13 protein-coding genes and 1 tRNA gene are annotated in these 16,002 nt (G+C 72.4%); 4 read left to right on the forward strand and 10 right to left on the reverse strand.

Features of this window, described 5'->3' with window-relative positions; genetic code table 11:
• Positions 1 to 80 precede the first annotated feature (80 nt).
• From P2T62_RS04560 to P2T62_RS04570, 3 genes are all read left to right on the forward strand, one after another.
• The gene (locus tag P2T62_RS04560) at positions 81 to 767 is read left to right on the forward strand and encodes a haloacid dehalogenase type II (RefSeq protein WP_276260308.1); all 687 of its coding nucleotides are present in this window, start codon (positions 81 to 83) and stop codon (positions 765 to 767) included.
• Positions 768 to 845: 78 nt separating this feature from the next.
• Entirely contained in the window at positions 846 to 2,651 is a 1,806-nt protein-coding gene (locus P2T62_RS04565; RefSeq protein ID WP_276261571.1) for an SLC13 family permease, read from the forward strand.
• Positions 2,652 to 2,704: 53 nt separating this feature from the next.
• A tRNA-Pro gene (locus tag P2T62_RS04570) sits at positions 2,705 to 2,777 on the forward strand.
• 340 nt (positions 2,778 to 3,117) lie between these two features.
• Here the strand turns inward: P2T62_RS04570 and P2T62_RS04575 are convergent.
• Both P2T62_RS04575 and P2T62_RS04580 read right to left on the reverse strand, forming a co-directional pair.
• Complete coding sequence (locus P2T62_RS04575; RefSeq protein WP_276260309.1) at positions 3,118 to 3,420, reverse strand: DUF7562 family protein; 303 nt, start codon at positions 3,418 to 3,420, stop codon at positions 3,118 to 3,120.
• Between the two features lie 5 nt (positions 3,421 to 3,425).
• Positions 3,426 to 3,890: an ArsR/SmtB family transcription factor gene (locus P2T62_RS04580; protein WP_276260310.1), complete on the reverse strand. Its 465-nt coding sequence runs from the start codon at positions 3,888 to 3,890 to the stop codon at positions 3,426 to 3,428.
• 252 nt (positions 3,891 to 4,142) lie between these two features.
• On the opposite strand from P2T62_RS04580, the gene P2T62_RS04585 reads away from it, so the two are divergent.
• Entirely contained in the window at positions 4,143 to 8,216 is a 4,074-nt protein-coding gene (locus P2T62_RS04585) for a PAS domain S-box protein (protein ID WP_276260311.1), read from the forward strand.
• Positions 8,217 to 8,340: 124 nt separating this feature from the next.
• Here the strand turns inward: P2T62_RS04585 and P2T62_RS04590 are convergent, their stop codons facing one another.
• The 8 genes from P2T62_RS04590 to P2T62_RS04625 form a co-directional block, all read right to left on the reverse strand.
• Entirely contained in the window at positions 8,341 to 9,516 is a 1,176-nt protein-coding gene (locus tag P2T62_RS04590) for an FAD-dependent oxidoreductase (protein ID WP_276260312.1), read from the reverse strand.
• Between the two features lie 441 nt (positions 9,517 to 9,957).
• On the reverse strand, positions 9,958 to 11,064 hold the full coding sequence (locus P2T62_RS04595; RefSeq protein ID WP_276260313.1) for an SMP-30/gluconolactonase/LRE family protein: 1,107 nt from the start codon (positions 11,062 to 11,064) through the stop codon (positions 9,958 to 9,960).
• A gap of 100 nt (positions 11,065 to 11,164) precedes the next feature.
• Entirely contained in the window at positions 11,165 to 11,308 is a 144-nt protein-coding gene (locus P2T62_RS04600) for a hypothetical protein (protein WP_276260314.1), read from the reverse strand.
• A 55-nt stretch (positions 11,309 to 11,363) separates the two neighbouring features.
• Positions 11,364 to 12,230 (reverse strand): hypothetical protein, encoded by an 867-nt coding sequence (locus tag P2T62_RS04605; RefSeq protein ID WP_276260315.1) that lies wholly within the window; start codon positions 12,228 to 12,230, stop codon positions 11,364 to 11,366.
• A 168-nt stretch (positions 12,231 to 12,398) separates the two neighbouring features.
• Positions 12,399 to 13,088: a lipoate--protein ligase family protein gene (locus P2T62_RS04610; protein WP_276260316.1), complete on the reverse strand. Its 690-nt coding sequence runs from the start codon at positions 13,086 to 13,088 to the stop codon at positions 12,399 to 12,401.
• 167 nt (positions 13,089 to 13,255) lie between these two features.
• A complete protein-coding gene (locus P2T62_RS04615; RefSeq protein ID WP_276260317.1) occupies positions 13,256 to 14,077 on the reverse strand; it encodes an adenosylcobinamide-GDP ribazoletransferase in 822 nt (273 codons plus the stop codon).
• Positions 14,077 to 15,012 (reverse strand): CobD/CbiB family cobalamin biosynthesis protein, encoded by a 936-nt coding sequence (locus P2T62_RS04620; protein WP_276260318.1) that lies wholly within the window; start codon positions 15,010 to 15,012, stop codon positions 14,077 to 14,079. The genes P2T62_RS04615 and P2T62_RS04620 overlap by 1 nt, the downstream gene beginning before the upstream one ends.
• A complete protein-coding gene (locus P2T62_RS04625) occupies positions 15,009 to 15,647 on the reverse strand; it encodes an HAD family hydrolase (protein ID WP_276260319.1) in 639 nt (212 codons plus the stop codon). Before P2T62_RS04625 ends, P2T62_RS04620 begins: the two co-directional genes overlap by 4 nt.
• Positions 15,648 to 16,002 lie beyond the last annotated feature (355 nt).

The following is a 16,002-nucleotide window of genomic DNA, read 5'->3' on the forward strand; positions in this document are numbered from 1 at the left end:
CAGGCCGCTCCGCCCGGCAGCCGAACGTTCCCCTCGAACTAGGCACCCCCCTTATCCGCCGCCGGGTCCACCGTTCGTCCATGTCGTTCGCCCCCGACCGCGTGGAGACGCTCACCTTCGACTCGTACGGGACCCTCGTGGACGTGGCGGCCGTCGAGACCGCGCTCGCCGAGGTCCCTGGCGTCGAGAACCCGGAACCCATCTCGAACCACTGGCGCTCGCGCTCGCTGATGTACACGATGGTTGCCAACGCCATCGACGCCTACCAGCCGTTCTACGAGTTGAACCGGGCCGCACTCACCCACGCGCTCGCCGCACACGGCGTCGAGACCACGCCGGCCGAGCGCGACGCCGTCCTCGAGACGTACCACGACCTCGACGTGTTCGATGACGTGGCCGACGGCATCGCCGCACTCGCGGCCGAGTACGACTGCTACGTCGTCTCCAACGGGAACCCGGAGATGCTGGCCTCGATGGTCGAGGCGGCCGACATCGGGGACGTCATCGAGGACACCATCAGCGCCGACGAGGTGGCGACGTTCAAGCCGGACGCCGAGATCTACCGCCACGCCGCCGCCCGGACCGGGACGCCCATCGACCGCATCGCGCACGTCTGCGGGCCGTTCTTCGACGTGTACGGGTCGATGAACGCGGGGATGCAGGGGGTGCGGGTCGCCCGCGGTGGCGAGCCGTGGGACGCGTTCGCCGGCGAGCCGGACCTGACGGTCGAGGACTTCCACGCGCTGGCCGACGAACTCGGCGTCTGAGGCCGGGCCGAGGTCGCAACCTTTTCCTCGCCGCTACGAGTGCCGGACGGCGTGGCACTCCCGCCGGTCACGCCCGGGATGTTGGCCGTCTTCGCCATCATCGTCGTGGCGCTCGTGCTGTTCGCGACCGAGCCGGTCCCTATCGACATCACCGCTATCGGGGTGATGGTGTCCCTGATGGTACTGGGGACGGCTGGCCCGCTCGACCTGACCGGCATCTCGCCGCAGGAGGGCATCTCGGGGTTCGCCTCGGGGGCGACGATCACGGTGCTGGCGATGTTCATCCTGAGCGCCGGCGTCCAGCGGACGGGCGTGGTCCAGATCCTCGGCCGCAAACTGGCGGCCCTGACCGGCGACAGCGAGGTCCGGCAACTGGGCGCCACCATCGGCGCCGTCGGGCCCATCTCCGGGTTCATCAACAACACCGCCGCCGTCGCCATCCTGCTGCCGATGGTGACCGACATCGCCCACGAGGGGAAGACCTCGCCGTCGAAACTGCTGCTCCCGCTCTCGTACGCCTCGATGTTCGGCGGCACCCTCACCCTCATCGGCACCTCGACCAACATCCTCGCCAGCGAGGTGGCCGCCGACCTGGGCGTGCCGAACGCGCCGTTCTCGATGTTCCAGTTCACCGCGCTCGGCATCGTCGTCAGTATCGCGGGCACCATCTACCTGTTCACGCTGGGGAACTACCTCACGCCCGAGCGCATCAAGGCCCGCGAGGATCTGACCGAGGAGTTCGAGATGGGCGAGTACCTGACGGAGGTGACGGTGCGGGAGGACTCGCCCATCGTCGGCGACACCATCCGCGACGCGCTGGTGGAGACGGACTTCGACGTCGACATCGTCCAGCTCATCCGGGGCAACGAGGTGTTCCTCGAGCCGCTCGGGCCGAAGACCATCCAGGCCGGCGACATCTTCGCGTTGCGGACCGACCGGGACACCCTGGTCGAGATCATGGACGTCGACGGCCTGGACCTCGTCGCGCGCACCGTCGACGAGGCCGAACTGGAGGCCGCCGAGGAGGAGGCGAACAACCTCGTCGAGGTCGTGGTCGCGCCCGGCTCCTTCCTCGTCGGCGAGACGCTCGCGTCGACGAACTTCCGCCAGCGCTACGACGCGACGGTGCTGGCGTTCCGGCGCGGCCCCGAACTCATCCGACAGCGGATGGACCGCACCCGTCTCAAGGTGGGTGACACGCTGCTCATCCAGGCGACCGCCGACTCCATCGAGCGGCTCGCCGACCGTCGGGACTTCATCATCGCCCAGGAGGTCGAGCGCCCGGACTTCCGCCAGTCGCGCATCCCGGTCGCGGTGGGCATCGTCGGCGTCGTCGTCGGCGTCGCCGCGCTCGATATCCTCCCCATCGTCGTCTCGGCGCTCGCGGGCGCGCTCCTGATGGTCCTCACCGGCTGCCTGAAACCGACCGAGGTGTACGAGGACGTCCAGTGGGACGTCATCTTCCTGCTCGCGGGCGTCATCCCGCTCGGTCTGGCGATGGAGGAGACCGGCGGCGCCGACTTCATCGCCGAGGGCATCGTCATGTCGGCGGGCTCGCTCCCGCTCGTCGTCGTCCTCGGCCTGATGTACGTCGTCACCGCCACGCTCACCAACATCATCTCCAACAACGCGGCCGTGGTGCTGATGATTCCGGTCGCGTTCGAGGCCGCCACGCAGATCGGTGCCTCGGCCTACGCGTTCGTCCTGGCCGTGACGTTCGCCGCCTCGACGGCCTTCATGACGCCGGTCGGCTACCAGACCAACCTCTTCGTCTACGGTCCCGGCGGCTACCGGTTCACCGACTACCTCAAGGTGGGGACGCCCCTGCAGGTGCTGCTCGCCGTGGTGACGACGGTCGGCATCACGGTGCTGGTCGGGGTGTAGTGGCCCGCCGGGAGCGAAACGCTTTCCACCGCGCTCGCAGAAGCAGTAGCCGCGGGACCGTGGGTTAGCATGGTATACTTCGGGCCTTGGGTGCCCGTGACCCCAGTTCAAATCTGGGCGGTCCCATCCGTATTTATGCGTTTCAGCGTTTCTGCGCCACATATAGTGGTGAGTATACCCCTCGGAGAGATGCCAGTCCTGCCCGGCGAGGGCGTCGGGGCCGCCCTCGAGACGCGGGGATCTCGCCCGGTACCTGCCTCGCCGGCCGTCGCGGACTCGAAGGCGTCGGCCGCGGCGACGAGGGCCCGGCGGCGTCGTTCGGGCCGAGGCGTGTGCCTTCCGTCTCATCGATGTCCCACGCTCCGTGGCGATGGCCGGCGTGCCGGGATCGTCACGGACGCTGCCTGGGTCGGGGCTTCCCGGCCGTTCGCGGAGGGACCATCCGCCCCCGGACCCCGACCTGGTGTCACTCGTCGGAGGCGGTACCAGCCTCCCGCCCGTCGAGGTGGCAGAACGACCGGAGGAAGGCGTCGCGGTCGACCTCGCCGGCGCCGGCCTCGATCAGCGTCGTCTCGAGCCCGTCGCGTGGGAAGTGACACAGGTCGTCGTGGCACGGCTTGCAGAGGTACTCGAACCGCTTGTCCTCGCGGTTCCATCTGTCGCCGTGCCGGTCGTACTCGCGCGCGTCGGACCGGGCCACGGTCTCGCCACAGGCGATGCAGTCGACCGTCGTGTGCGAGGTGGAGGGGAAGCGTCGCCAGCGGGACATGGCAGTCAGGGACGGTCGCGGAGTGCCGGGTCCGGACCACCCTCGGGGGCAGGGCCGGAACCGGCAGTGACGGGTGACTGGTCCTCGCCGGCGGTGGACTCGGCCGCCGCCTCCTCGACGACGGCCTCGCCGTCAAGCGGGCCGGCGACGATGACCAGCGGTTCGCTGCTCGGGCCGTACACGTCCATGTCGTTTCCACGCTTGGAGTACCACGTGCCGACCACCTCGACGACACCGGCGTCTTCGAGCCGTTCGAGGTGGTACTGTGCGTTCTGCAGGGAGGTGCCGACGTCGTCGGCGAGCTCGGAGGTCGTCCCCGGCTCGGTGTAGATGCGGTCTACCAGCTTCCGGGCGGTCTCGCTCGTGAGGGCGTTGACCACGTCGCCGGCGTCGTCCAGCGAGACGGCCTCTGACGAGACCTCCTCCCGTTCGACCGCCTCGCGGTGCGGGAAGGCGGACTGGGGCGCCATCGTCACGTGCACCCCGTCCGGGGCGTCGGCGGCAGATGGTGTGTCATCGTTACGGCTGTTTCATACCAGGGACGCACCAGAAGCCTGCTCGCTACACGCGTTTCCTCGGCAAGCGACGGGGGCTATACGTATTGACTCGCGGAACGGACGGCGTGACGGGCGGCACGGCATACTGACGCCGCCGCCCAATTTCTCCGTGTTCACGGCTATTTGAGGACAATCTTCAACACGGAGGGTCCGCACGGTTGGCCCATGGGAACGGAGGGTGCGGGGGAACTGGAGCTGCTTGTCGCAGCCGGGGAGCGGTCGTTCGGGCGGGCGGTAGCCGACGGACTCGAGGCCGCCCGGGCGGGGGTCACGGCGACACTCCTCGACCCCAGTGACGACCCCGTCGACCAGGCCACGGCGAACGGGGCCGACGGGATCGTGGTCGGGAGCGGCATCGAGACTCCGGTCGCGGTCGTGCGCCAGGGCACCGAGCCGGAGCAGCCGGTCGTCCTGCTGGCAGAGGCCGACAGCGGCGGGACCGTCGACGACGCGCTCGAAGCCGGCGTCGCCGACGTCTTCCCGCGGACGGCGGTCGAGCGCCAGTGTGCGCGCATCGTCGACCGCATCGCAACGCTCGGTGAGGGTGACCCGGGCGTAACCGAAGGGGCGGACACGACCGAGAAGGCTGCCGTCGACCCATCCGCGGCAGGCACGGTCACGGACGAGGAGCCGTACCGTGAGGTGTTCGAGAACGTCTCGGACGGGCTGGTCGTCCACGAGCCGGACACGGGCGAGATCGTCGATGTGAACGAGCGGTTCTGCGAGATGAACGGCTACGACCGGTCGGAGCTGGTCGGCGAGGACATCACCCTCGTGACGGCGCCCGGCGAGGCATACGACGAGGCGGCGGCCCAGGCGAAGATCGAGCAGGCCCGTCGGGAGGGCATGCAGCTGTTCGAGTGGCGCAACCAGCGCCACGACGGCGAGACCTACCCCGTCGAGGTCCACCTCGCCGTCGTGGAGCTGGACGGCTACGAGCGGGTACTCGCGAGCGTCCGCGACATCACGGAGCGCAAGCAACGCGAACGCGAACTCGAGGAGCAGCGGCGGCTGTACGAGACGCTCGTCGAGCAGGGCCCCAACGGCGTGATGATCGTCCAGGACAGAGAGATCGCCTTCGTCAACCCCGGGATGGTGTCGCTGACGGGGGACGACGAGGCGGACCTGCTGGGCCAGCGGTTCTCCGAACTCATGACTCCGGAGTACCGCGACCTAGTCGAGGAGCGCTACGACCAGCGCGCCCACGGGGATGGCGAGGACCCGCCGGAGAACTACGAGATACGGATCGAGACGGCGGCCGGCGAGACCCGAACCATCGACCTGTACGTCTCACGCATCCGATATCGGGGCGCACCAGCGACACTGGCGACGTTCAACGACATCACCGAGCTCCGGCGCCGGGAGCGCGAGGCACGGGAGAGCGAGCGCCGCCTCCGGCTCATCGCCGAGCACATCGACGAGGTGATCTACCTGTCGACGGCGGACTTCTCGGAGATCCTCTACATCAACCCGGCCTACGAGGATATCTACGGCCAGCCGATCGAGGAACTCTCCGAGAACCCACAGTCCTTTGTCGAGGCCGCCCACCCGGACGACCGGGAGCGCTACGAGGCCGACGTCGCCGAACTGGTCGCCGACATCGAGGCCGGGGACACGCGGGCGGTCTACGAGGGCGAGTACCGGCTCGCGGTCGACGACGAGGCTCGGTGGATCCGGGTCGCCCGTTCTCCCGTCGCGAACGACGAAGGGGTCGTCGACCGCATCGTCGGGCGGGTGCAGGACATCACCGAGCGCCGCCGTCGCGAGCGCGAGTACGAGCAGATCTTCAACGGCGTCACCGACGCCATCGCCATCCAGGACCCCGGGACGGCGGAACTGCTCGACGCCAACCGGACCTTCGTCGAGCGGCTGGGGTACGACGACATGGAGACGGTCCTCGAGAAGGGGAACGCCGGGCTCAGCGCCACCGACGCGGGCTACACCGCGGAGCGCGCCCGGGAGCTGTGTCAGCGGGTCATGGAGACCGGCGAGCCCGAGACCGTCGAGTGGGCCCAGGAGACGAAGGGCGGCGACCGGCTCCTGATCGAGGCGACGGTGACGCCCGCGGTCATCGGTGGAGAGGACCGGATCGTCTCGATCCAGCGCGACATCACCGAGCACCGCCAGCTCGAGCGCCGGTTCCGGACCATCGCCGAGCGGGTCGACGAGATCATCTACCTCGCCAACACCGACCTGACCGAGGTCACGTACGTCAACTCGGCGTACGCCGACATCTACGGGCGCCCGGCCGAGGAGCTCCACGAGGACCCCCGGGCGTTCATCGAGGCGATGCATCCCGAGGACCGCGAGCCGTACGAGGCGGAGCTGGAGGCGATGCTGGCCGACATCGAGGCCGGGGACCCCGACGACCGCTACGAGTTCGACTTCCGCATCCAGCGCCCGGACGGCGAGGTGCGCTGGCTGGAGGCGGCCGGCTACCCTATCCTCGACGAGACCGACCGGCCGGACCAGTTCGTCGGCGTCGTCACGGACGTCACCGAGCGCCACGAGCGCGAACAGACACTGGAGACGTTCCACGAGGCGACCCGGCAGCTCACGGCCGCCGACTCTCAGGTGGCGGCCTGCCGACGGGCCGTCGAGGCGGCCGAGGAGGTGCTGGGCTTCCCGCTCGTGTCGGTGTATCGCTACGACGAGGAGCGCGGCGCGCTCGAGCCGACTGCACTCACGACGCGCCTGTCGGAGCTGGACGTCGACCCCCCATCGTTCGGCCCGGGCGATTCCGTTCCGTGGCAGGTGTTCGTCGAGGGGGAGGCGGTCACCCAGTCCGAGCCGACGACCTCGGTCTACGGCCCCGGCGTCTCCGACCCGGACATCGTGCTCCCGATGGGCTCGCACGGGGTGATGCTCGTCGGCGCCCCCGACGAGCAGTTCGACGCCGAGCACGTGGAGCTCGCCCAGATACTGGCTGCGACCCTGGAGGCGGCGCTGAATCACGTCGCGGGCGAACGCGAGCTGGCCGAGCGAGAGGCCGAGCTCCGCCGCCAGCAGGAGCGCGCCGACCGGCTCGAACGGCTCAACACCATCATCAGGGACATCGAGCAAGCGACGGTCGAGCAGTCCTCCCGCGCCGGCATCGAGGAGGCCGTCTGCGAGCGCCTCGTCGACGTGGCCGACCACGACTTCGTCTGGGTCGCCGAACCGACCGTCGGTGACGACGGGCTCGTCCCCCGGACCAGCGCCGGCGGCCCCGAGGGGTACGTCGACGGGCTGACGGGCGTCGTCGGCTCGACGGCCGAGGCGGGCGCCGGCGGCCACCCGGCCGTCGCGGCCTACCGGGCCGACGAGGCACGCGCCGTCGAGAACGTCGCCACCGACATCGCGACCGGTGCGTGGCGGAAACACGCCCTCGGACACGGCATCCAGTCGGTCGTGGCCGTCCCGATCCGCTACGAGACCACGACCCACGGCGTGCTGTCGGTGGCGTCGACCGCTCCCGACGCCTTCGACGAGGCGACCCGGGAGGTGCTGGCGGATCTCGGTCGCTCCATCGGGTACGCCATCACCGTCACCGAGCGCGAGCAGGCGCTCGAGTCCGACGGGACCACCGAGCTGGAGCTCGCCGTGGCCGACGAGGGGCTGTTCATGATCCGCGGGGCGACGACGGCGGACTGCCGCATCGACCTCGAACGGACCATCCGCCGGACGGGCGGGTCGTTCTCGATGTTCTACGCCGTCGAGGGGGCAGACCCCGCGACGGTCGTCGAGCTGGCCGACGCCGCGCCGAGCGTCGCGACGGCACAGGTCGTCAGCGCCGACGAGGCGGGGACCGGCGGCCTCGTAGAGGTGACCGCCCCCACCTGGTTCGGCTCCGTGTTCACCGAGCACGGCGCAGTCGTCCGGGAGGCGACCGCCGAACCCGGCGACGGGACGCTGGTTGTCGAGGCACCCCGCGGGACGGACGTGCGGGCGCTCGTCGAGGGGTTCCAGGAGCGCTATCCGGACGCCGAACTCGTGGCACAGCGCCAGCGCGAGCGGACCATCCGGTCGCTGTTCGAACTGCAGGACGCCCTCGAGACGGAGCTGACCGACCGCCAGTGGGAGGCGCTGGAGACGGCGTACTCGGCGGGGTACTTCGGGTGGCCGCGCGAGACCAGCGGGCAGGAGGTGGCCGAACTGCTCGGCGTCTCCCAGCCCACGTTCAACAAGCACCTCCGCATCGCCGAGCAGTCGGCGTTCCGGATGCTCCTCGAGCGCGAGTACCCCGACGCCGACGGGTAGCGGCCGAACGAGGGTGGCCGACGTCACACCGCCGGACACCACGCCGCTCGCCATCGCCGCTCTGCAGATGGCTCACGACCGTCCGTCGCTCCCCAGGCCTCGTTCCCGGCGCCCCGGCTGTGGCTCAACCGTCACCATCGCTCCAGAGCGCCCCATCCTCGAGTGCCGTACCGACCGGCAGTGTCGGCGGGTCGGGGCCGAACCCCGCGGCGAGACGGGCGCCGCGCGTCCGGGGTATCGTCGGATGGCGGTCGGCCAGTGCCGACTCGACGCCCGCGAGCGGCGAGTCGCTCCCGCCGTCGTCGCCCGGCCGCCCGAGCCGCGAGAGCCGCGCCCCTCGCTGGGCCGCGTAGTCGACGAGCCGCGCCGCCGGCGGGTCGTCACGACCGACCAGCTCCGACGCCAGGACCGCCGCGTCCTCCAGTGCGAGTGCCGGTCCCACGCCGGCGAGGCGGTGGCGGGCGTGAGCCGCGTCCCCGAGCAGGGCCACCCGACCGTCGGCCAGGCGGTCCGCGGGGACGCGGAAGTCGTCCATGCAGTGGTCGCCGGCCCTGGCGCGGCTGGCGGCCGGGAGGAGCCAGTCGATCTCGGGGCACAGCTCGGCGGGCGAGGTGGCCTTCCAGTCCTGCCCAGGCACGGTCGCGGGGACGGTGAGCCAGCCCGTCAGCCGGTCCTCAACCGGCAGGACCCTGAACACCGCACCGTCGGGGGCCCAGACCTCGCTCGCACCGTCGAACTCGACCCCGGGGTCGGTGTCGAGCGTGAGTGGGAGGCTCGTCGTCCCACAGAACACCGGCTCGCTGCCACCGAGTGCCGCCCGGGTGCGCGACCGGACGCCGTCGGCGCCGACGACGACGTCGAACTGCTCCCGGACGCCGTTGGCGAACGTGACCGTCACCCCGCCCCGCCCCGGGTCGAGAGCCCGGAGCGCGGTTCCTGTGTGGACGGTGTCGTCGCTGAGGCGGTCGCGCAACGCCCGCCGCAGCCGCGTGTACTCGACGGCGAGGAGGCCGAACTCGTCGTCGGCGTCGAGCCGCGTCACGACCGTTCCGTCGGGGTGCCGACGCGTCCAGGTCGTCAGGACCCCTCCGGCGTCGTGGACGACCGCTTCGACGCCGAGATGGCCCAGCAGCCGGACGGCCCCGGGTGGGAGTTCGACCGTCCCACGAGCCGTGTCAAGCGTCTCGGCCCGGTCGACGACGACCGGCTCCATGCCGGCCCGCTCCAGGAAGCCCGCGAGCGAGAGGCCACCGATGCCGGCCCCGACGACGAGTACCTGGACCCTGCTCCCGGTCGCCACCGGACTCACCTCCGAGTGCGTCCCCCGTGGCACTGCCGGGGCACTGCGCTGTGGGTGAGGTCACCGACCGCGCCACCCGTCGTCCGGGGTGCCGAGTCGATGGCATCGGCGGTGTGGGCATCGGCGGTGCCTCGGACGCGAGGGTACCCAGGGAGACGGGGAGGCGTGGCCGGTGGGTGCAGGACACCCGAGGACCTGGGCAGGGGGCGCGGGACACGGGGAATCGTGGCCAGCGTACGTCTCGGTTCTGGCGTCGGCCGGGCGCTGTGCCTCACTGGTTCCGGTTCGGGGACCATATGGTGACCCCTACAGCGCTCGCCCGTTCCACGGTGGCGCCTACGCACGTAGCGCCGCCGGCGCGGGCGGGCTATATGTATAGCGGCACCAGCCGGGTCGACGAGGTGAGCCCCCGACCGCCGTCTGTCGGGCCGGTCGCGGCCGCTACTCCCCGTCCAGCTCCTTGCGGTAGACGTAGTCGTTGAACAGCGAGCCCAGGTAGAGGGCGCCATCGTACTCCGTCGCGGAGGTGACGCCGAAGACGCCGCCCGCGGGGTCGTGGAGCGAGTCGACGACCTCGCCGGACTCGTCGACGCGGAGGACGAGCCCGTACGGGTCACCGCTGACCTGCTGGAGGACCGCCTCGGGTAGCTTGCCGAGCTGTCGTTTCACCCACGGCCGGCGCTGGAGCGCCTCCAGCGACTCGTCGCGCATCGACGGGATGGCGACCCAGTAGCCGCCCTCGCTCGCCACGTCGACGTTGTCCGGATAGCCGGGGAGGTTGTCGACGAAGACCTCGTCCTCGCCGGCGCGGTCCCCCTCGACCCAGTACCGGCGGATGCGGTAGCGCGAGGTCTCGTTGACCAGCAGCGACTCGCCGTCCGGGCCCGGCGCGACGCCGTTGGCGAAGCCCAGCCCCGTCAGCTCGACCGTCGTCTCGCCCGTCTCCAGATCGTAGCCCAGCAGGCGGCCGGTGTCCTGCAGCTCGAACAGCTCGTCCTGGAAGATCTCGTGGACCGTCGCGTCCGTGACGTAGACGACGCCGTCGTGGACGTAGAGGTCGTCGGCGAACTGGGTGTGCTGGCCGGCGGCGCTGTCGGTCAGCGTCTCCACGTTGCCGTCGGGCGAGACCCGGACGAGGCCGGCGTCCTCCGCGGCGACGATGAGGTCCGAGCCCTCCGCGCCCTCGTCGATGCCGTCATCGAAGACCAGCCCGAGCGGCCGGCCGCCGACGCGGGCGAACGGCTCGAGCGGGCAGTCCGTCCGCCCGTCGACGGGCTCGACGGTCCGGTAGACGACGCCGTCGTCGGCGCCGGTGTAGCAGCGGCCCTCGGCGTCGAACGCGGTGTCCTCCGGCCCGTCGGCGGTGAGGACGCGGTCGGCGTCGGCCAGCGCGTGGTCCGGTTCAAGCGCGCCCGTCATCGCGGGCGGGTCGGGCGGGTGCCACCCGACGGGGTCGAGGCGCGAGTCGGCGAGCGTCCCTGCGGCGACGACGGCGCCGAGCAGGAGGCCGCCCGTCGCGAGCGGGTGCCGGCGGAGTGGTCCGAGCATGGCTCCACCTCTCGCGGCGGCCTCAAAAAACGTCGTCACCGGCGAGGACGGCTACAGGTGGCATCGGAGCGTCGGGGCCGGGAGGGACCGCCCCTCGGAATCAGACGGGGATGACGCCCAGGCCGATACCGAGGCCGAGGGCGACCGTGAGGACGAGGCCGAAGAGGAGGGCGACCTTCAGGAACCAGGCCGCGCCGACCTCGGACCCGCTCGCGCTACTGCTGCCGTGGCCGGGGGAATCCATGTTCGATGGTCGTGTCGCCCCGGCAATAAACCCGGCGGCCGGGAAGTCACCGGGTTCAGCGCCCGAACCGCACGCCCTCGGCAGTGTCGACGGCGAGCAGCCACGCGGCTCGGCGGTCCCCGTCGAGGTGGACCTCGGGGACGAGCGGGTCCGGTACCGGACGGTAGGCGTCGGTCTTCATCGCGCGGACGGACGGGTAGACGCCGACCTCCCGGCCGTCGCGGTTCCGGACGTGGAGCCGCTTGTCGTCGCCCCGGCGGTAGGTGTACGGGAACGCCCGGGCGGTCGGGCAGGCCAGCGCGGTGTAGTCGTCGAACGCGGCCTGGATGGCCCCGTCGGCCTCCAGAACGAGTCGGGTCGCGGCGTCGGCCCGTCCGCCCGGGGCCGCGCTGTCGCGGCCGGTTCGCTGCCGGTTCCCCGCCTTCCCTGTCGGTCTCGTCGCGCTCTCCCCGCCCGTGACGCCCGCCGTCGCCGGCTCCTCACGCCAGACGGGTGCCTCGTCCGCCCGGACGCAGGCCAGGCCCGCACCCGTAGAGAGCCGGTCGGGCACGTCGTAGAACGTCCGGCAGCCGTCGGCGTCGACGGCACGCACCGCCGGCGGATCGGTCAGCACCTCGCGGACGGCCGCGGCGCCGCGCTCGTCGACGACGAACAGACACGTCAGGTCCCGGCCGGCGGCCGTCGCCAGCGAATCGACAACCTGCGTCGGCTCGGCCGCCGGCTGCTCGGCGTCGCGGGCACGGCGCACGCGCGACCGCGTGGCGAGCGGTTCCAGGGCCAGGCCGCCCGCCACACCCTCGAGCGGTGTCGCGTCGGGACCGGGCGTCGCGACCGCAGCGGGCTGGGCCCGGTCGTCCGGGTGCGCGACCGTGTAACCGCGCTCGCGCAGCGCCACGCAGGTCCGTTCGAGGCTGTCTGGCATGGCCGTGTGTACGAACCCCACGGGCAAGTACCCGGCGCCCGGGGCGGACGGTGTTCCCGGTGCTGACCGTGGCGACCGCGACCGAACCGGATGCTCGAGCGGGTGAGAGCTCCGGGAGCAGTCACGCTGTGGTCGAACCCACTTGCGACAGTGGGCGAGTTCGTCGCTTCAATCCACTCGTTCGACCGTCGTCGCGGCGGTCCCGACGAGGTGCTCCTCCAGCGTCCGGGCCACCGTGGTCGGGTCGACGCGCTCCGGGTCGACGCCGCGGGCCCGCGCGACGCTCCCGACGCTCCCGGGATCGAACGGGACGCCCAGCGCGTCGTAGACCGGCGCCAGCACCGCGGCGATGGCCGCGTGGTCACGGACGACGACGATGCCACCGACGCGCGCGACGTCGCTCCCGACCCGCTGGGCGATGCCCACGAGCTTCCCGTCGGCCGACAGCGAGTGCGCGCCCGGGCAGAACGACTCCGGGGGCTCGCCCCGCTCGGCGTCGACGCCGCAGTCGGCCAGCGCCGCCCGGACCACCGAGACGGCCTCGTCGTAGCGTTCCTCGATGCCGGTCCGCAGCTCGGCAACCGGCTCGATACGGGTGAACGCGACCGTGTGGCCCGTGTACGCGACGGCGCGCCCGCCCGTCTCGCGCTCGTACGGCGCGTAGCCGCGGTCGGCGGCGGCCTCGCGGGCCCGGTCGTACCCCGGCTCGCGGGCGTCGCGCCGGCCGAAGGCGACCTGCCGATGCGGGGTCCAGACCCGGATGGCGGGCTCACCGGTCTCCCCGGCGTCGGCCACCAGATGCTCGGTGATCGCCCGGTCCTCCGCGACATCGGCGGCGCGTCCGCGCACGACTCGCATCGGCCGACCGTTGGGGCGCCGACTACATGCGAGTGACGGACCGGACGGTTCGGATCGGAAATGGATGATATGTGTCCAATCGCGAACTGAATTTTCGATTACGGGGGAATAACTCAAGAACTCTGTGTATTGGGGTGTAATCGGCCCGGTAGGTCACCCCGATGGTCTCACGCCAGCACCCACGCGACGGCGCCCGCGTGGAGCGCGGCCAGGCGGGCCAGTTCGTTCGCGGCCCCGAACACGTCGCCGTTCACGCCGTCGAGGCGCGCCCGGGCCCAGCGCACGACGAGCAGCGCGGTGGCGAACGCCGCCAGCAGCGCCACCGGCGCCGCCGGCGAGAGGCCCGTCAGCAGCGCGGCCGGGAGTGCAACGACGACCGGGCCGACCAGGAGACCGGGCGTCGCGCGGCCGGTGAACGCGGCCCCGAAGCCGTCCGTGATGGCGGTCCCGAGGCAGGCGACGGCGGCCATCCCGAGTTTGGCGCCGACCTCCGCGGCGACCACGAGCCCCGCGGCCCGGAGCGGCGCCGCGAGCGTGCCGCCCCGGAGGAGCGGCCCGCCGGCCCCGCGCCCGCCGAGTTCCGCCACGGCCAGCAGCCCCAGCGCCGTGCCGGCGAGGCCGATGCCGACGGCGGCGAGCGCGCCGACGCCGGTGGTCGTGTCCTTCAGCACCTCGCGCCGGCGCTCGACCGTGTGGACGGCGGCCGCGTCCCCACAGTCGGCCAGCCCGTCGAGGTGGTTGATGCCCGTCACGAGGTAGAGCGTCGCGAGCGTCGCCGCGGCCGCGACGGGCGCGGGCGCGCCGACGGCGAGGAACGCGAGCAGCGGGAGCGCCGCCAGGATGCCGACCACGTAGCCCACGACCGGGAACGCCAGCGGCGTCCCCTGGAACGCGACCCACGCGCGGCCCTCGTGCGAGACCGGCAGCCGCGTGAGGAAGCCCAGCGCGCCCCGGACCGCCTGCCGGAGCCGCACGCGGGTTGGTGGCATCACGGTCCCTCCCTGAACGTGCGACGGGTCCGGCCGACGAGCCATGCCAGCCCCGCCGCCCCGGCCCACGCGAGCCAGCCGGCCCGCGCGACGAGCCGGACGCCGCGGCGCGCGGTCGCGCCGTCGGGGAGCGCGTCGCCACCGGGGAGGACGTAGACGCCGGGCTTCTCCAGCCGCGTCCCGAGCGCGGCGGCGATGGCGCCCATCGGCCAGCCGGAGTTGGGTGACGGCACGGCGTCGAGCCACGCCCGGGCCCGGGCGGGGGCGTCCACGTCGCCCGCGGCGAGCGCGAGCAGTCCCGCACTCGCGCGAGCGGGCAGCCACGCGACGGCGTCGTCCAGCCGGGCACTGGCGGTTCCGTGGCGCTTCTCGGGATAGCCCAGCATCGAATCCAGCGTGTTGACGGCCTTGACCCAGGCGGCGCCCGCGGCCGCGGCGGGGAGCGAGACGAGCGCACCCAGGCAGAAGCCGGCCAGCGGCGCGACCAGCCCGTCCGCGAGGTTCTCGGCGGCCGATTCCACCGCCGCGCTCCGGACCTCGCCGGCCGAGAGGTCGCTCGCGTCCCGCCCGGCCAGCGCCAGCAGGTCCGCGCGCGCCGCGTCGAGGTCGCGCTCGCTCGTCGCCACCACGTCGCCGGCCGTCTCCACGAGCAGCCGGTGGCTCGTGGCCGTGAACAGCGCGCCCGCCGCGGCGAGGACGCCGAGGCCGGGATGCCGCCGTTCGACGGCCGCGACCAGTCCGCCGACCGTCGCAGCCGCCAGTGCCGGCAGCAGCGCCGCGATGGCCGCGCCGGCCGCTCGGGGCCGCGACCACGCCCGGTCCAGCGGCGCGACAACCCGGCCGAACAGCGCCACCGGATGCGGGTCCGGCGGCTCCGCGAGGAGCCGGTCCAGCAGCGCGGCCACCAGCACCGCGGTCGCCGCGCGCCGGCTCACCGCCCGGTCACCCCGTCGTCCTGGGCCTCCAGCCAGGCCGGGAACGAGCCGAGCGTCGTCTCGGCCACGTCGACGAACCGGCCGCCGGCGGCCTCGATGCCGCCGTCGGTCTCGGGGTCGTCGCCGACGTGGACCAGCGCCGCGGTGTCGACGCCGAGCCGGTTCGCCAGCGCCTCGAACGCCCGGGAGTCGGGTTTGCGCCAGCCACAGCCGACGCTGGTCACGACGGCGTCGAACGCGTCGCCGAGGTCGGCCCGGAGGAGCGTCCGCCGGGCGAGTTCCGGCGCGCTCGTGTTCGAGCAGACGCCGACCGGGCCCCGCTCGCGCGCGGCCTCGACGGCGCGGCGGGCGCCCTCGCGGCGCTCCACGTCGGGGTCGAAGGCGGCGACCACGGCGCGCCGGGCGGCGTTCCCGGGGGCCTCGATCCCGCGGCTCCGGAGGGCGGCGGCCACGTGTGCCGGGAGCGGGACCTCCGCGCCCTCGGGGGCGTCGATGTGCCGCTCGCGGTAGGCCTGGTCCCAGTCCGCGGGAACGTCCACGTCGCGGGCCGCGAGTTCGTCGGCGATGGCTGCACCCGGGTCGTCGAGGCGCTCGGCCCGGACGAGGGTGCCGAACAGGTCGAACGAGACTGCCACGCCGGAGGAGGGACCCGCTGGAACTTGAATCCGACTCCCGGGCTCCCTCGACGTGTCCGGGTCGCTGTCCCCGTCCGATAGAGCGAGTGTGCGTCTGTAGCGAATTGGTCGGGGACGGAGACAACAGCGACAGGCTGTTGAAAGCCCCCGCGTGCTCGACCGTCCGCGGCTCGCTGCGCTCCTCACGGTCCGGGCATGCGGCGGGTTCGCTGGCGCTCACCCGCCGTTCCGGGCGTGCGTTGTGGTGCTAGCGTCGCCGGGGACGGGTCGAGCCCGCGGCCCCTTTCAGTCCCCCCAATTCGACATTCCAGGGTCGCTCCACACCATTCTAGCTCGATGCGTGCGCTCCGTGGAC

The organism is Haloglomus litoreum (assembly GCF_029338515.1).
Classification (GTDB): Archaea; Halobacteriota; Halobacteria; order Halobacteriales; family Haloarculaceae; genus Haloglomus; species Haloglomus litoreum.

Excerpts from the sequence above, each read along its gene's own strand:
- P2T62_RS04560 (WP_276260308.1), top strand. The coding sequence starts at position 81 with ATGTCGTTCGCCCCCGACCGCGTGGAGACGCTCACCTTCGACTCGTAC.
- P2T62_RS04565 (WP_276261571.1), top strand. The coding sequence starts at position 846 with ATGTTGGCCGTCTTCGCCATCATCGTCGTGGCGCTCGTGCTGTTCGCG.
- P2T62_RS04575 (WP_276260309.1), bottom strand. The coding sequence starts at position 3,420 with ATGTCCCGCTGGCGACGCTTCCCCTCCACCTCGCACACGACGGTCGAC.
- P2T62_RS04580 (WP_276260310.1), bottom strand. The coding sequence starts at position 3,890 with ATGGCGCCCCAGTCCGCCTTCCCGCACCGCGAGGCGGTCGAACGGGAG.
- P2T62_RS04585 (WP_276260311.1), top strand. The coding sequence starts at position 4,143 with ATGGGAACGGAGGGTGCGGGGGAACTGGAGCTGCTTGTCGCAGCCGGG.
- P2T62_RS04595 (WP_276260313.1), bottom strand. The coding sequence starts at position 11,064 with ATGCTCGGACCACTCCGCCGGCACCCGCTCGCGACGGGCGGCCTCCTG.
- P2T62_RS04600 (WP_276260314.1), bottom strand. The coding sequence starts at position 11,308 with ATGGATTCCCCCGGCCACGGCAGCAGTAGCGCGAGCGGGTCCGAGGTC.
- P2T62_RS04605 (WP_276260315.1), bottom strand. The coding sequence starts at position 12,230 with ATGCCAGACAGCCTCGAACGGACCTGCGTGGCGCTGCGCGAGCGCGGT.
- P2T62_RS04610 (WP_276260316.1), bottom strand. The coding sequence starts at position 13,088 with ATGCGAGTCGTGCGCGGACGCGCCGCCGATGTCGCGGAGGACCGGGCG.
- P2T62_RS04615 (WP_276260317.1), bottom strand. The coding sequence starts at position 14,077 with ATGCCACCAACCCGCGTGCGGCTCCGGCAGGCGGTCCGGGGCGCGCTG.